At 69.9% G+C, this 21,342-nt stretch carries 28 protein-coding genes; 21 read left to right on the top strand and 7 right to left on the bottom strand.

Features of this window, described 5'->3' with window-relative positions; translation table 11 throughout:
* Positions 1 to 9: 9 nt before the first annotated feature.
* From BMY74_RS33050 to BMY74_RS33090, 9 genes are read left to right on the top strand one after another with little or no spacing between them, the layout of a single operon-like run.
* Positions 10 to 567, top strand: a complete 558-nt coding sequence (locus BMY74_RS33050) for an RNA polymerase sigma factor (RefSeq protein WP_089922532.1) — start codon at positions 10 to 12, stop codon at positions 565 to 567.
* Positions 558 to 1,100 (top strand): anti-sigma factor, encoded by a 543-nt coding sequence (locus BMY74_RS33055; protein ID WP_089922426.1) that lies wholly within the window; start codon positions 558 to 560, stop codon positions 1,098 to 1,100. Before BMY74_RS33050 ends, BMY74_RS33055 begins: the two co-directional genes overlap by 10 nt.
* Before the next feature lie 4 nt (positions 1,101 to 1,104).
* Positions 1,105 to 1,452, top strand: coding sequence for an Asp23/Gls24 family envelope stress response protein (locus BMY74_RS33060; protein WP_089922427.1), 348 nt, complete (start codon positions 1,105 to 1,107; stop codon positions 1,450 to 1,452).
* A complete protein-coding gene (locus tag BMY74_RS33065) occupies positions 1,446 to 1,745 on the top strand; it encodes a hypothetical protein (RefSeq protein WP_089922428.1) in 300 nt (99 codons plus the stop codon). Before BMY74_RS33060 ends, BMY74_RS33065 begins: the two co-directional genes overlap by 7 nt.
* Before the next feature lie 57 nt (positions 1,746 to 1,802).
* A complete protein-coding gene (locus BMY74_RS33070) occupies positions 1,803 to 2,246 on the top strand; it encodes an Asp23/Gls24 family envelope stress response protein (protein ID WP_089922429.1) in 444 nt (147 codons plus the stop codon).
* An 11-nt stretch (positions 2,247 to 2,257) separates the two neighbouring features.
* The gene (locus BMY74_RS45365; RefSeq protein ID WP_089922533.1) at positions 2,258 to 2,434 is read left to right on the top strand and encodes a hypothetical protein; all 177 of its coding nucleotides are present in this window, start codon (positions 2,258 to 2,260) and stop codon (positions 2,432 to 2,434) included.
* A 2-nt stretch (positions 2,435 to 2,436) separates the two neighbouring features.
* The gene (locus tag BMY74_RS33080; protein ID WP_218159819.1) at positions 2,437 to 2,823 is read left to right on the top strand and encodes an Asp23/Gls24 family envelope stress response protein; all 387 of its coding nucleotides are present in this window, start codon (positions 2,437 to 2,439) and stop codon (positions 2,821 to 2,823) included.
* Positions 2,820 to 3,338, top strand: a complete 519-nt coding sequence (locus BMY74_RS33085) for a DUF6286 domain-containing protein (protein ID WP_089922430.1) — start codon at positions 2,820 to 2,822, stop codon at positions 3,336 to 3,338. Before BMY74_RS33080 ends, BMY74_RS33085 begins: the two co-directional genes overlap by 4 nt.
* Positions 3,335 to 3,874: an alkaline shock response membrane anchor protein AmaP gene (locus tag BMY74_RS33090; protein ID WP_245786489.1), complete on the top strand. Its 540-nt coding sequence runs from the start codon at positions 3,335 to 3,337 to the stop codon at positions 3,872 to 3,874. Before BMY74_RS33085 ends, BMY74_RS33090 begins: the two co-directional genes overlap by 4 nt.
* Positions 3,875 to 3,925: 51 nt before the next feature.
* Here BMY74_RS33090 and lipA read toward each other — a convergent pair whose 3' ends face one another.
* From lipA to BMY74_RS33105, 3 genes are read right to left on the bottom strand one after another with little or no spacing between them, the layout of a single operon-like run.
* Positions 3,926 to 4,927 (bottom strand): lipoyl synthase, encoded by a 1,002-nt coding sequence (gene lipA, locus BMY74_RS33095; protein WP_089922431.1) that lies wholly within the window; start codon positions 4,925 to 4,927, stop codon positions 3,926 to 3,928.
* 43 nt (positions 4,928 to 4,970) lie between these two features.
* A complete protein-coding gene (locus BMY74_RS33100; RefSeq protein WP_089922432.1) occupies positions 4,971 to 5,861 on the bottom strand; it encodes an oxidoreductase in 891 nt (296 codons plus the stop codon).
* Positions 5,858 to 6,166, bottom strand: coding sequence for a hypothetical protein (locus BMY74_RS33105; protein WP_089922433.1), 309 nt, complete (start codon positions 6,164 to 6,166; stop codon positions 5,858 to 5,860). Before BMY74_RS33105 ends, BMY74_RS33100 begins: the two co-directional genes overlap by 4 nt.
* A gap of 89 nt (positions 6,167 to 6,255) precedes the next feature.
* On the opposite strand from BMY74_RS33105, the gene BMY74_RS33110 reads away from it, so the two are divergent.
* From BMY74_RS33110 to BMY74_RS33120, 3 genes are all read left to right on the top strand, one after another.
* On the top strand, positions 6,256 to 6,846 hold the full coding sequence (locus BMY74_RS33110) for a TetR/AcrR family transcriptional regulator (protein ID WP_089922434.1): 591 nt from the start codon (positions 6,256 to 6,258) through the stop codon (positions 6,844 to 6,846).
* A 63-nt stretch (positions 6,847 to 6,909) separates the two neighbouring features.
* Positions 6,910 to 7,590 carry an SDR family NAD(P)-dependent oxidoreductase gene (locus BMY74_RS33115; protein WP_143091790.1) on the top strand — a complete coding sequence of 227 codons (681 nt, stop codon included), beginning with the start codon at positions 6,910 to 6,912 and terminating at the stop codon, positions 7,588 to 7,590.
* A 315-nt stretch (positions 7,591 to 7,905) separates the two neighbouring features.
* On the top strand, positions 7,906 to 8,511 hold the full coding sequence (locus BMY74_RS33120) for a response regulator transcription factor (RefSeq protein WP_086665901.1): 606 nt from the start codon (positions 7,906 to 7,908) through the stop codon (positions 8,509 to 8,511).
* Between the two features lie 59 nt (positions 8,512 to 8,570).
* On the opposite strand, the gene BMY74_RS33125 is transcribed toward BMY74_RS33120, so the two are convergent.
* A complete protein-coding gene (locus BMY74_RS33125; protein WP_177230041.1) occupies positions 8,571 to 9,449 on the bottom strand; it encodes a sensor histidine kinase in 879 nt (292 codons plus the stop codon).
* 586 nt (positions 9,450 to 10,035) lie between these two features.
* Here BMY74_RS33125 and BMY74_RS45815 point away from each other — a divergent pair.
* From BMY74_RS45815 to ilvN, 3 genes are read left to right on the top strand one after another with little or no spacing between them, the layout of a single operon-like run.
* Positions 10,036 to 10,851 (top strand): AfsR/SARP family transcriptional regulator, encoded by an 816-nt coding sequence (locus BMY74_RS45815; RefSeq protein ID WP_086665181.1) that lies wholly within the window; start codon positions 10,036 to 10,038, stop codon positions 10,849 to 10,851.
* 29 nt (positions 10,852 to 10,880) lie between these two features.
* Positions 10,881 to 12,593: an acetolactate synthase large subunit gene (locus tag BMY74_RS33130; protein ID WP_245786490.1), complete on the top strand. Its 1,713-nt coding sequence runs from the start codon at positions 10,881 to 10,883 to the stop codon at positions 12,591 to 12,593.
* Positions 12,593 to 12,859 (top strand): acetolactate synthase small subunit, encoded by a 267-nt coding sequence (gene ilvN / locus BMY74_RS33135; protein WP_089922437.1) that lies wholly within the window; start codon positions 12,593 to 12,595, stop codon positions 12,857 to 12,859. The genes BMY74_RS33130 and ilvN overlap by 1 nt, the downstream gene beginning before the upstream one ends.
* 185 nt (positions 12,860 to 13,044) lie before the next feature.
* Here ilvN and BMY74_RS33140 read toward each other — a convergent pair whose 3' ends face one another.
* Positions 13,045 to 13,533: an SRPBCC family protein gene (locus BMY74_RS33140; protein ID WP_089922438.1), complete on the bottom strand. Its 489-nt coding sequence runs from the start codon at positions 13,531 to 13,533 to the stop codon at positions 13,045 to 13,047.
* 152 nt (positions 13,534 to 13,685) lie between these two features.
* Here BMY74_RS33140 and BMY74_RS33145 point away from each other — a divergent pair, with 152 nt between their 5' ends.
* The 3 genes from BMY74_RS33145 to BMY74_RS33155 are packed head-to-tail and all read left to right on the top strand — an operon-like array spanning position 13,686 to position 16,164.
* Positions 13,686 to 14,147: a nuclear transport factor 2 family protein gene (locus tag BMY74_RS33145; RefSeq protein ID WP_218159820.1), complete on the top strand. Its 462-nt coding sequence runs from the start codon at positions 13,686 to 13,688 to the stop codon at positions 14,145 to 14,147.
* Positions 14,144 to 15,235: an acyl-CoA dehydrogenase family protein gene (locus tag BMY74_RS33150; RefSeq protein WP_089922439.1), complete on the top strand. Its 1,092-nt coding sequence runs from the start codon at positions 14,144 to 14,146 to the stop codon at positions 15,233 to 15,235. Before BMY74_RS33145 ends, BMY74_RS33150 begins: the two co-directional genes overlap by 4 nt.
* Complete coding sequence (locus BMY74_RS33155; RefSeq protein WP_089922440.1) at positions 15,208 to 16,164, top strand: Gfo/Idh/MocA family protein; 957 nt, start codon at positions 15,208 to 15,210, stop codon at positions 16,162 to 16,164. The genes BMY74_RS33150 and BMY74_RS33155 overlap by 28 nt, the downstream gene beginning before the upstream one ends.
* Before the next feature lie 50 nt (positions 16,165 to 16,214).
* Here BMY74_RS33155 and BMY74_RS33160 read toward each other — a convergent pair whose 3' ends face one another.
* Positions 16,215 to 17,633 carry an alpha/beta fold hydrolase gene (locus BMY74_RS33160; protein ID WP_218159821.1) on the bottom strand — a complete coding sequence of 473 codons (1,419 nt, stop codon included), beginning with the start codon at positions 17,631 to 17,633 and terminating at the stop codon, positions 16,215 to 16,217.
* Between the two features lie 158 nt (positions 17,634 to 17,791).
* Here BMY74_RS33160 and BMY74_RS33165 point away from each other — a divergent pair, with 158 nt between their 5' ends.
* Genes BMY74_RS33165 through BMY74_RS33175 form a run of 3 tightly spaced genes read left to right on the top strand, consistent with a single transcriptional unit; the run spans position 17,792 to position 20,071 of the window.
* Positions 17,792 to 18,115, top strand: coding sequence for a 2Fe-2S iron-sulfur cluster-binding protein (locus BMY74_RS33165; protein WP_089922442.1), 324 nt, complete (start codon positions 17,792 to 17,794; stop codon positions 18,113 to 18,115).
* A 13-nt stretch (positions 18,116 to 18,128) separates the two neighbouring features.
* Positions 18,129 to 18,905: an SDR family NAD(P)-dependent oxidoreductase gene (locus BMY74_RS33170; RefSeq protein WP_089922443.1), complete on the top strand. Its 777-nt coding sequence runs from the start codon at positions 18,129 to 18,131 to the stop codon at positions 18,903 to 18,905.
* On the top strand, positions 18,905 to 20,071 hold the full coding sequence (locus BMY74_RS33175; protein WP_089922444.1) for an NAD(P)/FAD-dependent oxidoreductase: 1,167 nt from the start codon (positions 18,905 to 18,907) through the stop codon (positions 20,069 to 20,071). The genes BMY74_RS33170 and BMY74_RS33175 overlap by 1 nt, the downstream gene beginning before the upstream one ends.
* 50 nt (positions 20,072 to 20,121) lie before the next feature.
* Here the strand turns inward: BMY74_RS33175 and BMY74_RS33180 are convergent, their stop codons facing one another.
* Positions 20,122 to 21,237: an epoxide hydrolase family protein gene (locus tag BMY74_RS33180; protein ID WP_089922445.1), complete on the bottom strand. Its 1,116-nt coding sequence runs from the start codon at positions 21,235 to 21,237 to the stop codon at positions 20,122 to 20,124.
* Between the last annotated feature and the right edge of the window lie 105 nt (positions 21,238 to 21,342).

Raw genomic sequence — 21,342 nt, forward strand, 5'->3', positions numbered from 1 at the left:
GGTGTGCGCATGAGCGTGGCCGAAGCAGCCGCACTCGACGATGCCACGCTGGTGGCAAGGTCTCGCGACGGCGACATGAGGGCGTATGAGCAGCTCGTGCGGCGTTATCAGGGGCCCATGTACCGGCTGGCGTTGCGCATCGTGGGCAGCACCGGTGATGCCGAGGACGCGGTGCAGGACGTGTTCCTGACCGCGTGGCGGCGTCTCGGGCAGTTGAACGACGACGGGGCGTTCCTCGGCTGGCTCTACCGCACCACGACCAACCAGTGCCTGAACGTGCTGCGCAAGCGCAAGCCGCACGCCGACACCGAGCTCGACGAGCACGAGTCGCCGTCGCCGCGGACCCGGCCCGACCGCGCGGTGGAGGTGAACGCGCAGCTCGACGCGCTGCAAGCCGCACTGCGCGGCCTCACGCCGGAACAGCGGGCGTGCTGGGTGCTGCGCGAGGTGCACGGCCGGTCGTACGACGAGATCGCCGAGGCGATCGGTACGACCCAGCAGTCGGTGCGCGGCAGGCTCGCGCGGGCACGGGCACAACTCGCGGAGGTGATGGCGCCGTGGCGGTGACGTCCGACTACGTCCTGCCGTGCGGGCGGGACGTGGAAGAGGTCTGGGAGGCGATCGACCTCTCCGACGAACACACGCGCTCGTGCCCGCACTGCGCGGCGGTCCGGGAGAGCCTCCTGGTGCTGCGCGACGCGACCGCGGAGATGGTCCAGGAGGAGATCGAGCCGCCGTTCGACCTGGTGAGCCGGGTGATGTCCGCGGTGCGCGCCGACGTGCGGCGCTCGGACGTCGTGCCGTTGCCCGGCGACGGCCTGGCCCGCATCAGCACCAAGGCGATCGCGGCGGTGCTGCGGTACGCGGCGGACGGCGTCGACGGCGTGCGCGCGCGTGGGTGCCGTGTCGTCGAGGCGCCGGAGTCGACGGGCTCGGATCCGGTGATCGAGGTCGAGCTCAGCATCGCGATCACCGCGCTCCTCGTCACGCACGAGGCGTACGACGAGGTGCGGCGCCGGGTGCTGGCCGCCGCGTCCGCGCGGATCGGTGTGCGGCTGGCCCGCCTGGACCTCGTCGTGTCCGACGTTCTCGAGGGATGAGCGAGTGATCGAAACAGTCGTGTCCGCCCCGGCGGTGGCGGCGGTCGCGGTGCACGCGGCCGAGAGAGTGGCGGGCGTGCGCGTGCAGCCCGGTCTGGCCGGCCTGGTGAGTTCCGTGGTGCGGGTGGCGCGGCAGCAGATCAAGGGTCTGCAGCCCGCGCCCGTCGAAGGCGTTCGGGTGCGGTGGACGGGATCCGTCGCGCTGCTGGAGGTGGACGTGACGATCTCCGGGCTGGACCAGGCCGCGGCCGTGGCCGCCGCCGTGCAGCGGTCCGTGCGCGCGGTCGTGCCCGAACTGACCGGCGTCGAGGTGGAGTCGGTCGTGGTCACGGTGGTGGACGTCGAATGGTGATCGTGGCGGAGTTGTTGAAGGCACTGGAGAAGGTCGAGGGACTGCGTCCGTCGACGCCCGCGTCCGCGCCGGCGCGCTCGTGGATCCCTTGGGACGTGGACGCTTTGGCCGTCGACGTCGAGGACGACCTGGTGTGCGTCCGGGTGGTCGCCACCAGGTTGCCGTTGTCGCTCGCGGAGGCGGGCGAGTCGCTGCGCGCCGTTCTCGTTGGCACGCAGTGGGAAAAGGCGGTCGTACGCATCGTGGTGACCGATGTGGACAAACGTGCCCTCGATCACCTGAACGGGGCGTGACGTTTCCGCGCCCACCGGTGTCGATCTGGTGTGAACGCTTCGAAGGAAGGGATTGCGATGAGCACGCAGGCTGTGGAGAAGGTCAACACCGCGAACGGGAAGCTGGTGACCGACAAGGGATCCACCACCATCGCGGACGTCGTCGTGCAGAAGGTCGCCGGCCTCGCCGCGCGCGAGATCCGCGGCGTGCACGCCCTCGGCGGCGGCGCCACCCGTGCGCTGAGCGCGCTGCGCGACCGCATCCCCGGCGCCACCGCGAGCGCGGGCCAGGGCGTCTCGGTCGAGGTCGGCGAGAAGCAGGCCGCCGTCGACCTGGAGCTCGTCGTCGAGTACGGCGTGCCGATCGCCGATCTCGCGAAGTCGGTGCGCACCAACGTGATCACCGCGATCGAGCAGATCACCGGCCTCGAGGTCGTCGAGGTCAACATCAACGTCAACGACGTGCACATCCCGAGCGACTCCGAGGGCGACGAACAGCCCGAAACCGCACGCGTGCAGTGAGGGGCAACGCCATGAGCACCACCGCACTGGGCCTGCTGACCGGGCTCGCGCTCGGCCTGGCCGCCGCGTTCGGGGGCTTCAGCGCGTTCCTGCTCGTGCTCGTCTTCGGCGCTCTCGGCCTGATCGCGGGCCGGGTCGCCGAGGGCAAGCTCGACCTCGCGCAGCTGCTGGGCAGGGATCGGGACTGACCATGACCACACCGCTCGTTGCCGCCCAGCCGGGCTCGGCCGCACCCGTGCCGGCCCAGGGCCTGACGCCACCACGTCAGCCGGACGCGGCGCAGCCCGGCCTGACCACCGTCGCGGACCGCGCGGTGGGCCGCATCGCCGGACGCGCCGCCGTGGAGGTGCCGGACGTGCTCGACTGCGCCGTCACCGCACGGGTGACCGGGGGAGTGGCGACGCTCAACGCGCGCCTGGACCTGCGCTACCCGGCGCCGGTCGCGGCGACCGCCGCGCGGGTGCGCGCGCATCTGGTCGCACGGGTCGCGGAGCTCACCGGCCTGCGGGTGTCCGTCGTGGACGTGTCGGTCGGCGTGCTGCGGGCGGACGCCGCCCCGGTGAGGAGGGTCCTGTGACCCGCCGCTCCCGCCGGGCGCTGCCCGCCGTGCTCGCCGCACTCGTCCTGCTGGCCGCGTCCGTCCTGGTGGCGGTGTGCGCGATCCAGCTCGCGCTCGGGGAGACACCGCTGCTGTCGTACGAGTCGGTCGCGGGCCGGCTGTCCGGCACGACGTGGTCGGCGCTCGAGGTGGCCGTGGCGGGCGGGGTCGTCGCGGCCGTCGGACTGGTGCTGTTCCTCGTCGCGGTGGTGCCCGGCCGGGCGCGAACCGCGGCGCTGGACCAGCACACCGCGGTGTCGGTGCGCGGCCTGCGCAACGCACTGCGGTCCGCCGCCCAGGTCGACGGCGTCGAGTCGGCGGCGGTGAAGGTGCGCCGCCGCCGGGTCCGCGCGGTCGTGCGCACCCGGCGCTCCGTGGTCGACGGGCTCGGCGACACCGTCCGCACGGCGCTCGAACACCGCGTCGGAGAGTTCGCCCTCGCTCGGCCGCCGCAGGTCGTCGTGAGGGTCAAAGCCCTCAGGAGCACATCGTGAACCGCTTTCTCCTGGGCCTGCTCGGGCTGGTCCTGCTGCTCGCCGGCGCCTTCGCCGTCGTCGTCCACTACGGGCTCGTGACCCAGGTGGATCGCGACGCCTCGCTGGTGCCCGGCACCGCACTGCCGCCGGCGTGGGTCCTGTGGGTGGTGGCGGCCGCGGCGGTCGTGGTCGCGCTGCTGTGCCTGCGCTGGCTCACCGCCCAGATCCCGCGCCGCAAGGTCGCGACCTGGCGCTGGGCCGAGGAGGCGGGCACCACCCGCCTCAGCACGGCGACGGCCACCGCGCCGTTCACCGAAGAGGTCAGCGCCTACCCCGGTGTGCGCAAGGTCGAAGCCGCGCTGACCGGCTCGCACACCGCTCCGAACCTGGCCCTCGTCGTCCGCGCCCATGGCGACGCCGATCTGCGGGGGATCCGCCGCCGCATAGACGACGAGGGCCTGCCACGCCTGCGCGAGGCGCTCGGCACACCCGACCTCCAGGCCACCGTGGAGTTCCGGATGACGCCTTCCAAGGCCGAAGCCCGAGTGCACTGAGAAAGCAGAAGCCCAGGTCCGAAGACCTGGGCTTCTGTGCTGTCGAGGTGCTTACCGGGGGGCGAGCAGGCTCGTGATCTCCTGCGACGCCGACACCGTCAGCAGGTGCTGGAGGTTCTCCGGGAGGTCCTCGCCGCGCTTCTGCTTCGCCTGCGCGTAGAGGCGGCCGGCGCGGTACGAGGAGCGCACCAGCGGGCCCGCCATCACACCGAGGAAGCCGATCTCCTCGGCCGTCTCCTTGTGCTGGACGAACTCCTCGGGCTTCACCCAGCGCTCGACCGGGTGGTGCCGCGGCGACGGGCGCAGGTACTGGGTGATCGTGATGATGTCGCAGCCCGCGTCGTAGAGGTCGGCGAGCGCCTCCGTGACCTCCTCGGGGGTCTCGCCCATGCCGAGGATCAGGTTCGACTTGGTGACCAGGCCGAACTCGCGGGCCTGCGTGATCACGTCGAGGGAGCGCTCGTAGCGGAACGCCGGGCGGATGCGCTTGAAGATCCGCGGGACGGTCTCCAGGTTGTGCGCGAGCACCTCGGGGCGGGACTCGAAGACCTCGGCCAGCTGCTCCGGGACCGCGTTGAAGTCCGGGATCAGCAGCTCGACGCCCGTGCCGGGGTTCATCTCGTGGATCTGGCGGACGGTCTCGGCGTACAGCCAGGCACCGCCGTCGGCCAGGTCGTCGCGGGCGACACCCGTGACCGTGGAGTAGCGCAGGCCCATCGCCTGGACCGACTCGGCGACGCGGCGCGGTTCGTCGCGGTCGAGGTCGGCGGGCTTGCCCGTGTCGATCTGGCAGAAGTCGCAGCGCCGGGTGCACTGCTCGCCGCCGATCAGGAACGTGGCCTCGCGGTCTTCCCAGCACTCGTAGATGTTGGGACAGCCGGCCTCTTCGCAGACCGTGTGGAGGCCTTCGCGTTTGACCAGACCCTTGAGCTCCCGGTATTCGGGGCCCATCTTGGCGCGCGTCTTGATCCAAGACGGCTTCTTCTCGATCGGCGTCTGGCTGTTGCGGACCTCGAGCCGCAGCAGCTTCCGACCCTCAGGTACCACAGTCACGTCCTCACCCTACGCTGCACACCCGCGTGTCCGGGGTCACGCACTACTCGAGCTCCGGTGTGATCCCCGTCAGCTTGCTCGTGAGCTCCCAGAGGCGGTTCGCGGCCAGGTCGTCACGGGCTGCGGCGCTCATCCTGGCCGTGGCGGGGTGGCCGCGGAACTCGTTGAAGCCGCCTGGGCCGTAGTACTGCCCGCCGCGTGCTTCGGGGGCCGTCGCCGCGTAGAGCTGCGGCAACGCGCCCATCTCGACGGACTGGGAGAACAGGTGGCTGATCCTGCCGCCGATCTTGAGGACCGCGGACCTGTGCGCGTCGGCCATGTTGTTGGTCAGCTCGGTGACCGTCAGGCCGGGATGGGCCGCGATCGACGTCACGGCCGATGAACGGCGTTCCAGCTCGCGTGCGAACAGGATGTTCGCGAGCTTCGACTGGCCGTAGGAGCCGCGCAGCGTGTACGGGCGGCGGTCGAAGTTCGGGTCCGCGAAGTCCATGTGGCCCGCGTGGTGCGCGAGAGACGAGACGGTCACGACGCGTGCGCCCGGACGTTGCTTCAACACGGGCAGCAGGAGCCACGTCAGCGCGGCGTGGCCGAGGTGGTTGGTGCCGAACTGGCGCTCGAAGCCGTCGACGGTCCGGCCGTTCGGGACGGCCATGATGCCCGCGTTGTTGACCAGGACGTCGAGCTCCTCGACCTTGTCCGCGGCGGCGCGCACGGAGACGAGGTCGGCGAGGTCCAGCTCGAGCACTTCGGCCGAGCCCCGGACCGACTGGCGCGCGGTCTCCCCGCGCTGGACCGAGCGACAGCCCATCAGCACGTGGGCCCCCTTGGCCGCGAGCACCTGGGCGGTGCGCAGGCCCAGGCCGGAGTTCGCGCCGGTCACGAGGACGGTGCGGCCGGACTGGTCGGGGATGTCGGCTTCGGTCCAACGACTCATGGAGTCATTCCTACCGCCCGGTAACTGTCGAGCGGAAGGTGGGCGTCGAGGACTGCTCGCAACACCGGCTCGTCCGCGGCGAGTTCGGCCCGGACGCGGTCCTCGTCGACGGGACCGTTCAGCCCGGCGTTCTCCATGCGCGCGGTCAGCTTGTTCTGCCAGCGGTGGTCGAGCGCCAGCAGCAGTTCCCGCAGCGAGCCGAAGACGTCCGGATCCACGATCAGCGGTGCGGACGGGTCGCGACGGGCGTCGTTCAGGACGGCGTCGAGCGCGTCGCGACGGCGGTAGTGGTCTGCCCAGCCCATGTCTCGTACCCCCGGTCTCTCGCATACTGTCGGTATGACACGACCATACCACCGGTACGTACCGTCGGTATGTGAGATACGTTTCGTCCGTGCGAACACGACGCTCCGAGTACTCGGAGTCGACCAGGCAGGCGCTCGTCGACAGCGCCGTCGACCTCTTCACCAAGCGCGGGTACGCCGGCACCTCGCTCGACGAGGTGGTCAAGCGCGCCCGCGTGACGAAGGGCGCGCTCTACCACCACTTCAGCGGCAAGCAGGCGTTGTTCGAGGCGGCCTTCACCCAGGTCGAGACGCGCTCGATCGAGTCGCTGACGGCCGTGGTCACCGGTGAGGGCGACGCCTGGGACACCGCGGTCGCGGGCCTGCGCGCGTACGTCCGCAAGTGCCTGGAGCCCGAGTACCAGCGGATCATCGTCCACGAGGCCCCGGTCGTCATGGGCTGGGAGCGCTGGCGCGAGGCGGAGGAGCAGTTCAGCTTCGGTCTGCTCCGCACGGCCGTGCAGCTGCTCGTCGACGCCGGCGAGATCGAGGAGGCACCGGTCGAGATCATGGCGCGGCTGCTGTTCGGGGCGCTGTCCGCGGGCGCGAGCACCATCGCCAGCTCATCCGATCCGAAGCGCACCGGGCGCGAGGTCGAACGCGCGATCCTGCGCGTTTTGGAGGGTTTGCGCAAGAAGTAGTCGAGTTGGGCCCTAGCGGCCGGGCGGAACGTCGATCACCACGCGGACAACGAGGTGGTCAGCATGATCGAACCTGTCAACACGCGCCTGGGACTCGACGGCAAGATCGCTCTGGTCACGTCGGGCACGCACGGTCTGGGCCTTGCCATCGCGAGCAAGCTCTGCGACAACGGCGCACACGTCATCATCACCACGTCCCCCGGCGACGTCGACGCCGAACGGGCCCTGCTCGTGCTCGGCGGCAAGCCCGGTTCGGCGTCCGTGGTGCCGCTCGACGTCCACGACGAGCACGCGGTGCGGGTCCTGCTCGAGCAGGTGAAGCAGGATCGCGGGCGGCTCGACCTGTTCGTGCACCACGCGGTCTCGCCGGACCTCACGCCGTTGCTGAACCTCGTGGAACCGCTCGCGAAGGCGTTCGTCGACGGCGGCCGCGTCGTGATCGCCGGCTACACGGTGACACCGGTGCACGGCGTGATCCGCACGCTGGCGCTCGAGATGGCCTGGTACCGGGTGGCGGTCAACGCGGTCGTCACGACCGTGGTCGACAACGGCCCGATGAACATCGACCCGGAGCTGGTGGACCGGCTCGCGATCAAGAGCCCGTCCGGCCGGGTGACGCTGCCAGAGGACGTGGCGAACGCCGTGGCGCTGCTGTGCGCGGACGAGGCCGCCTGGATCCAGGGGCAGGTGATCACCGTGGACGGCGGGCTGGAACTGCTGGAGCGGTGGGGCGAGACGCGCTGAGCGACCACCGGACGTTTTCGGGAGTCCCGGCCCGGCCGATGTCCATCGGCCGGGCCGGTTGTCTTGTTCACGGTTGTGATGCGCAGAGGTTATTGCGGCTATGCCGGTTCGGTGGAGTTCCGCTCGTGCGAGGCCGGAGTCGTGTCTATCTGTCAGCGCGCAGTGACTCGACGTCATCAGCCTATAGGTGTTGCAAATTGGGAGTAGCGCATTCGGAGTAGTAAAAAGTACGCTCAGCTCAAATGCTTGTCCGGCGCGGTGACCGAGTGTAAAACTCGGAAAGTCGGCAGGGGGGACCGCGCTAGGGGGCTGATGATGATCAGGGTCTTACTCGCCGAGGACGTGCAAATGGTCCGGGGCGCATTGGTCGCCTTGTTGAACCTCGAACCAGATATTGAGGTGGTCGCCTCCGTGGCGACGGGCGACGAAATCGTGCCGGCGGTGGCAAAGAGCCAGCCGGACGTAGCGGTGCTCGACATCGACCTCCCGGGTATGGACGGCCTTTCGGCGGCGACGGTCATCCACGACACCGCACCCGGCACTCGCACGCTGATCCTCACGAGTCTCGGCCGTCCGGGAACTCTGCGCCGGGCGCTCAACGCCCGCGTGAACGGATTCATCCTCAAGGACGCTCCGGTGAACGAACTCGCCGACGCGATCCGCGGGGTGTCGGTCGGGCGCAGGGTCATCGATTCGCAGCTCGCGCTTTCCGCGTGGGACACCGACGAGTGCCCGCTCACGCCGCGCGAGCTGGAGGTGCTCCGGCTGGCCTCCGACGGCGCGGACGCCATGGAGATCGCGACGACGTTGTTCCTGTCGGTCGGGACCATCCGCAACTACCTGACGGCGGCGACGGCCAAGCTGGACGCCCGCAACCGGGTCGACGCCGTGCGCATCGCGCGGAAGGCCGGCTGGTTCTGATTCAGCGTCGTGGCCGGTCCGTCGGCTGCGGGAACTGATATGTCGGTTCCCGCCGGTGGTCAGGCGGCGGTCGCCGTCGGGATCGACGCGTGGACGTGGAAGCGGTCGGTGCCGACGTGGCGTGCGATGAAGGTGCCGCCCGCCGCGTGGACGCGTTCGGCCTGGTTGCGGACGCCGTTGCAGTCGGACGAGATCGGGCGGTCGGTGGCGCCGTCGTTGACGACGTCGAGCTCCACCGTGCCGTCGGCCTGGCGGACGGTGATCGCGCAGTTCTCGGCGTCGCTGTGGCGCAGGACGTTGGTGATCGCCTCGCGCAGGACCGTGGCCAGGACGGTCTCGACCTCCTCCGGCATCGGGGTGTGGTCGAGTTCGACGCGGACGTCGATGTTCGCGGCGGCCAGCATGGTCTTCGCCGAGTCGGAGGTGTCGGACAGCGACAGGCGGCGGTAGCTGCGGGCCAGTGAGCGCACGTCGGAGAGGGCTCTACCGGCGATATCCAATATATCGGCGAGGTGCTCCTGCGCGCGGTCCGGCTGCGACGGCGTCAGGCGGTGGGCCAGTTCGCTCTTCAGCTTGATGGCGCTGAGGCTGTAGCCGAGCAGGTCGTGCAGGTCGCGGGCCAGGCGTTGCGGTTCCTCGGGGGACGTGGGCGGTGCGGATGCCTGCTGGTGCTGGCGGAACGCGTGGCCGGAGATGAGCAGACCCGTCGCGGTCGTCGCGATCGCGGCCTCCAGCGGTGAGGAGCCCGGTGACCAGGGCAGCAGGGCCGGGGTCTGCAGGAGGCTCGTCGCCGCGACCACCAGGGTGAAGGCGACCCAGCCCGCGATCCGCGGGAAGAGCGCCAGCGCGTTGCCGGCGATCAGGCCCGGTACCGCGGCCCACATGTGGCCGACCAGGGCGAACGGCAGGAATGTGAGCACTGCTTGTGTTGCCAGCATGATGCGATAAGTGGGCGCGTTCAGCGGACTGAATTGAAGTGCCTGCAGAGCGAGAACCAAGGTCAATGAGATGACATATATGGCGGAATGCGACGCTTCCTGGTCGCTCAGAAGCAGTCGCGCCAAGTCGGCCAGGCAGATGCCCACCGCCGCCACCACCACCGGGGCGCCGACGATCCTGCCGGGAGCCGGCGCTTCAGGCGACTCATTCACGATTCCCCCAAAAGGAGCCGAGCTCGCCCCTTCGGCCCACTCGGCGAACCCAGGGCAAATGCTAGACAGCAAGCACCCGGTGCGGATCATGTTCTGAATCGGTACAGACGGAACTGTCGCAGTTACCGTTTTTGACAAGTTTCGCTCAAAAGGACGAGTATTTGTCGTGCTGATCACGACGGGTGTTCAAGCGGTTACCGATAGGATTTGTTCGGGTCCGTCCGGCTCCGTGAATATCTCATGCGGGGAGCGGTAGTCCGCCATCTCCGACTCGTGCCGCGCTACGTGGCGTTCGATAGCCCGCCTCAGGTGAACTTGATGTCACGACAACAGCAAGCCGCCGCTGAAACTGGAACTGGGGAGGGCTCCCACCATGGAGATCAAGGTTCTCGGACCGCTGGAGGCCAGGGAGAACGGCATCTCGATCACGCCGAGCGCGGTGAAGCCGCGTCAGGTGCTGTCACTGCTCGCGTTGCAGGCCGGGCACGTCGTCACCGTGCCGACCCTGATCGAAGAGCTGTGGGGGGTCACTCCGCCGCGAAGCGCCCTCACGACATTGCAGACATACGTGCTCCAGGTGCGCCGCCGCATCGAGGCCGCGCTGCCGGAGGGCAGTGCCGGAGCCGCCAAGAACGTGCTGGTCACCCGCTACGGCGGCTACATGCTGGACGTCGCGCCGGAGACCATCGACGTCCGCAGCTACGAGCGCCTCGCCGTCGCCGGCCAGCGCGCGCTGGAGGTCGGCGACCTCGAGTCCGCGTCACGCCTGCTGCGCTCGGCCACCGACGTCTGGCGCGGGCCGGTGCTCGTGGACGTGCAGATCGGCGTCCGGCTGGGCATGGAGGTCACGCGGCTGCAGGAGTCGCGGCTCGGCGTCCTCGAGGCCCGCATCGAGGCCGACCTCAGGCTCGGCAAGCACCAGTCGTTGCTGAGCGAGCTGTCCGTGCTGACCGCGCAGCACCCGATGCACGAGAACCTGTGTGCGCAGTACATGCTCGCGCTCTACCGGGCCGGCCGTCAGTGGCGCGCCCTGGAGGCCTACCAGTCGCTGCGCGACACCCTGATCGAGGAGCTCGGCCTGGAGCCGTCGGAGCGCCTGCGCCAGCTGCAGTGCGCGATCCTCAGCTCCGAGCCGACGCTGAACGGCCCGACGTCCGCACTGCAGCTGGAACGTCAGCTCGCCGGTTGATCCGCCTTCGATCGGGGAGAGCCAGAAAAGTGGATACCGTCACCGGTGCGAGCTCACTGGTTCGAGCGCTCGAGGACGCCGGCTGCGAAGTGGTCTTCGGCATTCCCGGCGGGGCCATCCTGCCCGCGTACGACCCGCTGCTGGACTCGGCGAAGATCCGGCACGTGCTCGTGCGGCACGAACAGGGCGCGGGGCACGCCGCGTCGGGGTATGCGCAGGCGACGGGCAGGGTGGGGGTGTGCGTCGCGACGTCGGGGCCCGGCGCGACGAACCTCGTCACCCCGCTCGCCGACGCCTACATGGACTCCGTGCCGGTCGTGGCGATCACCGGGCAGGTCAACAGGTCGGTGATCGGCACGGACGCGTTCCAGGAAGCCGACATCCGCTCCATCTGCCTGCCGATCACCAAGCACGCGTTCCAGGTGACCGAGCCGGAGGACATCCCGGCGGTGATCGCCGAGGCGTTCGCGCTCGCCGCGGGAGGCAGGCCGGGTCCGGTGCTCGTCGACATCCCCAAGGACGTCCTGAGCGCCACGACCACCTACACCCCGGCACTTCCCGTCCACACCCCGAAGGTGACGCCCGCGGCCAACGAGGTCCGCAGGGCGGCCACCCTGATCACGTCCGCCAGCCGCCCGGTGTTCTACATCGGCGGCGGGGTGGTCCGCGCCGGCGCCGCCGCGGAACTGCGGACGCTCGCCGAACGCACCGGGATCCCCGTCGTCACCACGCTGATGGCGCGCGGCGCGTTCCCCGACTCGCACCGCCAGCACCTCGGCATGCCGGGCATGCACGGCACGGTGCCCGCCGTCGCCGCGCTGCAGCAGTCCGACCTGCTGATCGCGCTCGGCACCCGCTTCGACGACCGCGTCACGGGCGTGCTCGACCTGTTCGCCCCCAACGCCGCGGTGATCCACGCCGACATCGACCCCGCCGAGATCTCCAAGAACCGCAAGGCGGACGTCGCGATCGTCGGCGACTGCAAGGACGTCCTGGTCTCGCTGATCGCGGCCGTGCGCCAGGCCCCGGTGCTCACGTCGTGGTGGGCGTACCTCGACGGCCTGCGCGACCGCTTCCCGCTCGGCTACGACTGGCCCGCCGACGGGAAACTCGCGCCCCAGCACGTGATCGAGCGCATCGGCACGCTCGTCGGCCCCGAGGCGATCTACACCTCCGGCGTCGGCCAGCACCAGATGTGGGCCGCGCAGTACGTCGGCTACGAGCGGCCGGGGTCGTTCATCAACTCCGGCGGGCTCGGCACGATGGGCTTCGCCGTCCCCGCCGCGATGGGCGCGCAGTGCGGCGTGCCCGACCGCGCGGTGTGGGCGATCGACGGCGACGGCTGCTTCCAGATGACGAACCAGGAGCTCGTCACCTGCGCGCTGGAGGGCATCCCGATCAAGGTCGCCGTCATCAACAACGGCAACCTCGGCATGGTCCGCCAGTGGCAGACCCTGTTCTACCAAGGGCGTTACTCCAACACGGGCCTCTCCACGCACAAGCGCGTGCCCGACTTCGTCGCCCTCGCCGAGGCGCTGGGCTGTGCGGGGTTGCGGTGCGAGGAGAAGTCCGAGGTGGACGACGTGATCCTGCGGGCCATGGAGATCCGGGACCGGCCCGTGGTGATCGACTTCGTGGTCGGCGAGGACGCCCAGGTGTGGCCCATGGTGGCCGCGGGAACCGGCAACGACGAGATCATGACCGTGCGGGACTTCAAGCCCCTGTTCGACGAGGACCTGTGATGACCAGACATGTGTTGTCGATGGTGCTGCACAACGTTCCCGGCGCACTGGCCAGGGTCGTGGTGCTGTTCTCCAGCCGCGGCGTCGACGTGGAGTCGCTGAGCCTCGATCCCACCGAGCGAGGCGACGTGTCCAGGATGGACGTGGTGGTGGGCCTGCCGGCCGGACGTTCTCCCGACCAGTTGGTGAAGCAGCTTTCCCGGCTGGTCGACGTGAAGAGCGTCGTGGCGGTGGCCGACCAGGCACGGAACCAGATCGGCGCCTGAGAGGAAGAGTCCCGCCACCCCGAGCCTCCGGGGTGGCGGGCCTCTTCGCGTCGCCGTGCGGGGGAGTGGCGGCGCGCGAGGAGAATGGCCGCGCTGCGGTAAGCGCACGGGCCTGTGCCAAGAGCCCCAGGCAAAGCAAGAGCCCGCTCTCACACCGAGAGCGGGCTCTTGTCACGCGGGCGGGGTCACACCTTCGCGGGTGTGTGCTTCAGAACCGCCGTCGCGTACTTGGCGAGCGTGTCGCCGGGGCTCGGGCCGTTCAGGGCGCCGTAGATCTGGCCTGCCAGCGGCTGGCCGTGGCGGTCCAGGTCGGCGTGCGTCAGCGTCACCTTCGTGGTGTTCGGGCCGGCGGCCTCGAAGTCCACCTTGATGAACGACGCCTTGGTGTCCTCGTAGATCGGCTGCCAGCCGGGGCCGACGCGCCAGGTCATGACGAGGCGGTTCGGCGGGTCCCACTCGGTGATCGTGCCCCAGGCGATCTCCTCGCCGTCGGCACCGGTCTCGTAGTAGCGGCCGCCCACGACGGGCTCGATGGTGATGGAGCGACGGTCCTGCACGAACACGTGCTTCTCCGGCCACCAGTCGAGCGGGTGCTCCGCGAAGATCGCGAACGCCTGCTCGATCGAGCACTCGACCGTGACGGACTTGGCGACATCGGGAGTTGCCTCCGACATGAGCCCTCCAGGTGTGATGGACAAATCGGACCCAGCTTCCGCGAAACCACTGCACGCCAACTAGAAGCGGCCTCGAACGAGAAGTCCTCCACCGGGCTTCCACCGCCCGTGTGGATCGTCGATAGCACAGATCACAGGAGGAGGGAGTCGTAGTGTCCCCAGTCAGCGTGACCACCTACATCGAGGTGAAGACCTTCTACGCGCTGCAGATGCGGCTGCTCGATGCACTCGACATCGAGGGGTACGCGGCGACCTTCACCGTCGACGGCATCACCGACCACGCCCACCGCGGCGAGAAGGTCGTGGGCAGGGCGCAGCTCATCGCGGGCGCCAACGCCGCGTTGCCGCGCTACGCCAACGGTGCCGTGCGGCACTGGAACGACCACTACCTGATGGAAGAGGTCGACGAGAACACGATCAACGTCTCGTACTGCTCGCTGGTCACCAGGACCGACAAGGCGGGAACCGTGACGTTCGAGCCGACGTTCTTCATCGAGGACGTGCTCGTGCGCGTCGACGGCGGGCTGCAGGCCAAGTCCCGCACGATCCACCGCGACGAGCCCTCTCCGGTCGCCATCGCGGCAGCGGCGGCGGCCCAGAAGGGAGCCGCATGAGCGACACCGGTCTCGTCCCGGTCGCGGAGAAGGTGGGCGCGCTCGCCGCCGAGCACGCCCAGGAAGCCGACCGGACGCGCAAGCTCGCGCCCGAGGTCGTCGAAGCCGTGCGGGAAGCCGGTTTCGCCCGGCACTTCGTCGCGAAGTCCCACGGCGGCAACGAAGGCGGGTTCGCGGAGCTCACGCAGGCCGTCATGGCGGTCGGCGAGGGCTGTGCCTCGACGGCGTGGTGCGCCTCGCTCACCGCGCTGTCGGCCCGGTACGCCACGCACCTGCCGCAGCTCGGCCACGACGAGCTGTGGGGCTCCGGCGCGGACACGTTCGTCGTGACCGCGCAGCCGCCGCTCGGCAAGGCGACGACGGCATCGGGCGGCCACCGGCTGAGCGGCCGCTGGGCCTACGTCAGCGGTGTCGACTTCGCCGACTGGGCGCTGGTCTGCGGCATGGTCGCCACCGGCGGTGAGCCCGAGGCGCGGTTCTTCGCACTGCCGCGCAGGGACTTCACGGTCGTCGAGGGCTGGGACAACGCGGGCATGCGCGCCACCAGCAGCCACAACGTGATCGTCGACGACGTCTTCGTGCCGGAGCACCTGTCGTTCCTGCGCGCCGACTTCATCTCCGGCAAGAACTCCACCAGCGACCTGCCGGCGCACAACGTGCCGTTCCAGGCGGTCGGTGGCCTCACGTTCGTCGGACCGGCGGTCGGCGCGGCGTACGGGGCGCTCACCGCGGCCATCAACGCGATGAGCGGCAAGAAGGTGAACACCACGCAGGGCGTCGACCTCTGCCGGGCGTCCGCGCAGATCGACTCCGCGCGGTTCCTGGTGGAGCAGAACGCCCAGGTGCTCGACGAGCGCACGTTCACGCCGAGGCTGATGGCGCGCTGCGAGCGCAACGCCGCCTTCACCGCGGAGAGCCTCGTCGACGCGGTCGGCACCCTCGTCAGGGCCGCCGGCACCAGCGGTTTCAGCGAGAACTCGCCGTTGCAACGGTTCTGGCGGGACATCGTCAGCGCGTCCAGTCACGTCGCGCTGCGGTACGAAACGGCGGTGGCACGGACATGGCCAGCGGCTTTGACCGGCGAGTGAGGCTCGGCGTCGTCGGCTGTGCCGACATCGCCCGGCGCAGGATGCTGCCCGCGTTCGCCGGAGTGTCCGAAGTGGACATCGTGGCGGTCGCGAGCAGGGACTCCGAGAAGGCGGGCAAGCTCGCGGCCGACTACGGCTGCGAGGCGGTGACCGGGTACGAGAAGCTGCTCGGGATGGACCTCGACGCGGTGTACGTGCCGTTGCCCGCGGCGCACCACGCGGTGTGGATCGAACGCGCGCTGCGGACCGGGAAGCACGTGCTGGCCGAGAAACCGGTCACGCCGTCGCTGGAGGAGACCGCCGACCTCGTGGCGCAGGCCAGGGAGTGCGGGCTCGTGCTGCGGGAGAACTTCCTGTTCCCGTTCCACTCCCAGCACCACGAGGTGCGCCGGCTCGTCGTCGGGGGAGCGGTCGGCGAGGTGCGGTCGTTCGAGGCGGCGTTCACGATCCCGCCGCGGCCGTCCGGCGACATCAGGTACCGCAAGGACCTGGCCGGAGGCGCGTTGCTGGACGTCGGCGTCTACCCGCTCAAGGCGGCGATGCTGATGCTCGGCCCCGGTCTGCGGGTGCTCGGCGCGAGCCTCAAGGTCGACAGCACCTACGGCGTGGACGTGTCGGGTTCGGTGCTGCTGGGCGCTCCCGGTGGCGTCACGGCCCACCTCACGTTCGGCATGGAGCACACCTACCGGGCGAACTACACCGTGTGGGGCAGCGAAAGCCACATCACCGTGGACCGCGCCTACGCCCCGCCGGTCGACCTCACGCCGATCGTGTCGCTCGGGGGTGAGGAGGTCGTGCTCGAACCGGACGACCAGTACACCAACGCGGCGCGCAGCTTCGTGTCGGCGGTCCGGACCGGCGGTCCCACCTCCGGTGAGTCGGTCGAGCTGGCCCGGCTCGTGGACGAGGTCAGGGAAGCGGCGAGGTAGACGAGCGAACGAAGAAGGGGCCCGGTGATCCGGGCCCCTTCTCCTGCGTCTCACGCATCCGCGGGGATGTCCGGCCGTGGGGTCGAACCCGGCACGGTGACGACCTTCTCCGGCAGCACACCGTCGACGAGGTACGCGTTGACGATGGCGTCGAGAGCGGAGTTGCCGACGAACGCGTACACCTCGTGGTCACCGGAGTCCTCGATGACGACCAGGTGGTGGCCGAGGCGCTCGGCCATCGCGACACCGCCCTCGTAGCGGTCGTACTGGTCGCCGTCGGCCTGCACGCACAGCCCGACCGGGTAGCCGACCCGCTTGAGGTACGTCGGCTCCTCCAGGTTCTCGAACGTGCGGAACGCGCCGACCCACGGCTGGGCGCGCAGCACGCCGAAGCCGTACGGGTGGTGCTCGCGGTGGTGGCGCATGTCGTTGAAGTAGACCTCGAGGTCCGAGGGCCACTCCGTCTCCATCGTGATCGCCTCCAGCACCCCGATCCGGAGCTCACCGGTGGTGTCCTGCGGGCGCCACGTGCCGTTGCCGGCGATCAGCTGCTGCGCGGTGGCCACGTCCTCTGCCTTGCGCAGGTCGCCGACCAGGTAGCCGAGCGAGTCCCACTGCGCGCGGTCCGTGGCGCGCGTGCCGACGGCGCCGTCGAACAGCGTGCGCAGGTGGATCGCGCCGAACTCCTCCAGCGCGGAGACCACTTCCTCGACGCTCTCCAGCACCGCGGCGGCGGACGTGCCGAGTCCGAAGTGGACGTTGCGCTCGGCGGTCCACTGCGCCCACTTCTGCACGTTGCGGTAGACGCCCTCGGCCTGCGTGACGAACTGCTCGCGCCAGGTCCAGTTCGGGTTCACGCACGAGTCGAGGACGCTGCGGTCGAGGCGCGAGGGGAACATCGACCCGTAGACCGCGCCGACCAGCGTGCCGTACGCGTACCCGACGAAGCTGATCCGCTCTTCACCCAGCACACCGCGGATGACGTCCATGTCCCGCGAGATGTTGCGCGTGGTGATGTGCGGGCGCAGGTCCCCGCCCGCCCGCGCGCACGCCAGCTCGCGCTCGCGCATGTCGATCGCGATCTGCTCGAACAACGAGTCCGGCGGCCGCGAGTCGAACGGCGCCACCGGCACCGCGACCTCGCTGTAGAGCTTGGTGGACTCGCCGATGCCGCGCGGGTCGAACCCGATCAGGTCGTAGGCCTCGCGCACCTCCGCCGGGAACTGCAGCGGCAGCTTGAGGCCCTCGCCGTTGTCGCCGCCCGGGCCGCCGTTGACCGAGAGCAGCACACCGCGGCGCTTGGCCGGGTTCGTCGCGCGCAGGCGGGAGACGGCGATGGTGAGCTGGACGCCCTGGGGGTCGTTGTAGTCGCGCGGCACCGAGATCGTGGCGCGTTCGAGGCCGTCCTCCGCCGACGGCGCCGACCATTCCGGTCGCTGTTCGTAGAACTCGTGCAGTGCGTCGGGCACGGTAAGACCTCCGCGTCGGTTGCGTCGGGTTGTGAGGGTCGCAAAGGGACCTAGAGGAGGTCTCGAACGCGTTCGAGGGGAGTTCCAGGGGATCCCCAGACGTCATCGGCACTGTGACTTCCGTCCGGCGAGCCGATTTTCCGTGGGGAGACACCGCGATGGCCAAGATCACCTATGTCCACCCGGACGGGACGTCGTCGGTCGTCGACGTCGAGCCGGGCAACTCGATCATGCGGGGGGCCAAGCTCGCCGGCGTCGAGGGCATCCTCGCCCAGTGCGGCGGTGGCGCGACGTGCGGGACCTGCCACATCTACGTGGACAGGGACAACACCAAGCCGTTGCCCGCCATGCACGACCTGGAGGACGGGCTGCTGTGCGTCACGGCGAGCCCCCGCCAGGACAACAGCCGGCTGAGCTGCCAGATCCCGGTCTCCGAGGAGCTGGACGGGCTCGTCGTGCACCTTCCCGAGAAGCAACTCTGAGGAGCGTTGAACCATGACTCGACGGGTCGCCTTCGTCACGGGCGCAACCAGCGGAATCGGCCTCTCCGTCGCGGAGTCGCTCGGCGCGGCGGGCCACGCGGTGTTCGTCGTCGCCCGTGACGCGGAGAACGTCGCGTCCACGGTCAAGCAGTTGCGCGAGGACGGGTACGAGGCCGACGGCACGACCTGCGACGTGAAGTCCACGGAGGACATCCGCAGGGCCGTCGCCAAGGCCGTGGAGACGTTCGGCCGCATCGAGATCCTCGTCAACAACGCCGGTCGCGGCGGCGGCGGCGAGATCGCCACGCTCGACGAGGCCATCTGGACCGACGTCATCGACACCAACCTGCACAGCGTCTTCCGCGTCACCAAGGAAGTCCTGTCCACGGGCCGGATGAACCAGGGCGACTGGGGCCGCGTCATCAACATCGCGTCCACCGGCGGCAAGCAGGGCGTCATCTACGCCTCCCCGTACAGCGCGTCGAAGCACGGCGTCGTCGGCTTCACCAAGGCCGTCGGCCTGGAGCTCGCGAAGACCGGCATCACCGTCAACGCCGTGTGCCCCGGCTACGTCGAGACGCCGATGGCCGGCAAGGTCCGCCAGGGCTACGCCAACCACTGGGGCATCACCGAGGACGACGTCCTGGAGAAGTTCAACGCCAAGATCCCGCTCGGCCGCTACTCCACGCCCGAGGAGGTCGCCGGCCTGGTCACCTACCTGACCACGGAGACCGCGAACTCCATCACCGCGCAGGCGCTCAACGTCTGCGGTGGCCTGGGGAACTACTGATGACCGACGGTGCGATCGTCATCGTCGGTGCGGGCCAGGCGGGGTGCCAGGCCGCGGTGTCCCTGCGAGAACGGGGACACCGCGGCACCATCACGCTGATCGGCGACGAGGGCGCGCTGCCCTACCAGCGCCCGCCGCTCACCAAGGCCTACCTGCAGGGGGACATCGGGTTCGGCGACCTGGTGTTCCGCCAGGAGACCTACTACACCGAGCACGACATCACGCTCGTGCTCGACGACCCGGTGGTCTCCGTGGACCGCGCGGCCCGCAGCGTCACGTTGCGCTCGGGCCGCGCGGTCGGCTACGAGAACCTCGTGCTGGCAACGGGGTCGCGGCCACGGCCGATCCCCGGCGCGCACACGATCCGGACCGTCGCCGACGCCGACTCCGCCCGTCCCCAGGGACACGTGGTCGCGATCGGAGCCGGGTTCATCGGGCTCGAGTACGCCGCCGTGGCGAGCGAGGCCGGGTGCGACGTCACCGTCATCGAGGCGCAACCCCGTGCGCTGGCGCGGGTCCTGTCCGAGGAGACGGCCGCGCACGTCGTGCAGGTGCACCGAAGGCGAGGCGTGAAGTTCCTCTTCAACGCCATGGTGTCCGAGGTGCGCGAAGGCGAGGTCGTGCTCGCGGACGGCACGGTGCTGCCCGCCGACGTCGTCGTGGCGGGCATCGGCGTGGTGCCGAACGTCGAACTCGCGCAGGAGGCCGGGCTGACCGTGGACGACGGGATCGTGGTCGACCCGTGGCTGCGCACGTCCGACCCGGCGGTGTTCGCGATCGGCGACTGCGCGCGGTTCCACCACGGCGCGGAGCAGGTCCGGCTGGAGTGCGTGCAGAACGCCGTCGACCAGGGCAGCACGGTCGCCGCGGTCATCACGGGCTCGGCCGAGCCGCACGGCCAGGTGCCGTGGTTCTGGAGCGACCAGTACGCGATGAAAGTGCAGATCGCCGGCGTCACCACCGGGCACGACAGGGCCGTGGTGACGGGAGATCCGATCTCCGGCGCGTTCTCGGTGTTCTGCTTCTCCGGTGACCGGCTGCTCGGCGTCGAGTCGGTCAACAAGCCCGTCGACCACGTCCTCGCGCGGCGGCTGCTCGCGGCGAACTGCCCGATCCGGCCCGAGATGGTCGCGGTCCCCGGCTTCGACCTGCGCACCGCGGCCTGAGGAACGCGAAGAAGCCCCCTTCTCCTGCGGAAGGGGGCTTCTTCGCGCGTTCAGCGGACGTGGCGGAAGAAGGTGCGGAGCTCCTGCACGAGCACGTCCGGGCGCTCGATGCCGGGGAAGTGGCCGCCCACCTCGGCGTCGTTCCAGTAGCGCAGGTCGGTGAACCTGGCCTCGATCCACGCCTTCGGCATGCGCGCGTCCTTCGGGAAGATCGTCACGCCGGTCGGCACGGAGACCTGGTGCATCGAGACCTTGTTGTGCGACTCCCAGTACAGCCGCGCGGCCGACGTCGCCGTGCCGGTGAACCAGTAGATCGACACGGCGTCGAGCAGCTTGTCGACGGGAACCACTTCCTCGAACGCGCGGTCGTGGTCGGTCCACGAGTAGTACTTCTCCGCGATCCACGCCAGCAGCGCCACAGGGGAGTCCTGCAGGCCGTAGCCGATCGTCTGCGGCTTGGACATCTGGATCGCGGAGTACCCGGCCTCCGTCGCCTGGAACTGCTTCAGGGCGGCCAGCCCGGCGTAGTCGCGCTGGGTCAGCTCCACCTGCGCCTCGGGCGGTCCGGCGAACACCATCGTCAGGTGGATGCCGATCAGCCGGGACGCGTCGACGTGGCCCAGCTCCGCGGTGACGAACGAACCCCAGTCGCCGCCGTGCGCGGCATAGCGCTCATAGCCCAGGCCGGTCATCAACGACGACCAGGCGCGCGCGATCCTCTCGACGCCCCACCCGGTTTCCGCCGGCCGGTCGGAGAACCCGTAGCCCGGCAGGGAGGGCACGACGACGTGGAACGCGTCCGCGGGGTCGGCGGGGTTCGTCAGGGGCTCGATCACGTCCAGGAACTCGAGCACCGAACCGGGCCAGCCGTGCGTGAGCAGCAACGGCGTGGCGCCCTCGTGCGGCGAGCGGACGTGCAGGAAGTGGATGCCCAGCCCGTCGATCTCGGCGCGGAACTGGGGGAGCGAGTTCAGCTTCGCCTCGATCGCGCGCCAGTCGTACTTGTGCTCCCAGTGCTCCGCGAGCGAGCGGACGAAGGACAGCGGCGCGCCCTGCGACCAGTCGGACACCGTCTCCGCGTCGGGCCAGCGGGTCAGCGACAGACGGGCGCGCAGATCGTCCACAGAGGACTCAGGGACCGTGACCTCGAACTCGGTGACGTTCATGCGTGGCACGTTACGGACGGCACCTCGAAGTGCCCTCGAAGCCGGTCCAGCGGACATCCAGGGCATCTCCACGCGCGGCTGGCACGGTCAAGCGCGGCTGACGAG

The organism is Lentzea albida (genome assembly GCF_900111005.1).
GTDB classification, from domain to species: domain Bacteria; phylum Actinomycetota; class Actinomycetes; order Mycobacteriales; family Pseudonocardiaceae; genus Lentzea; species Lentzea albida.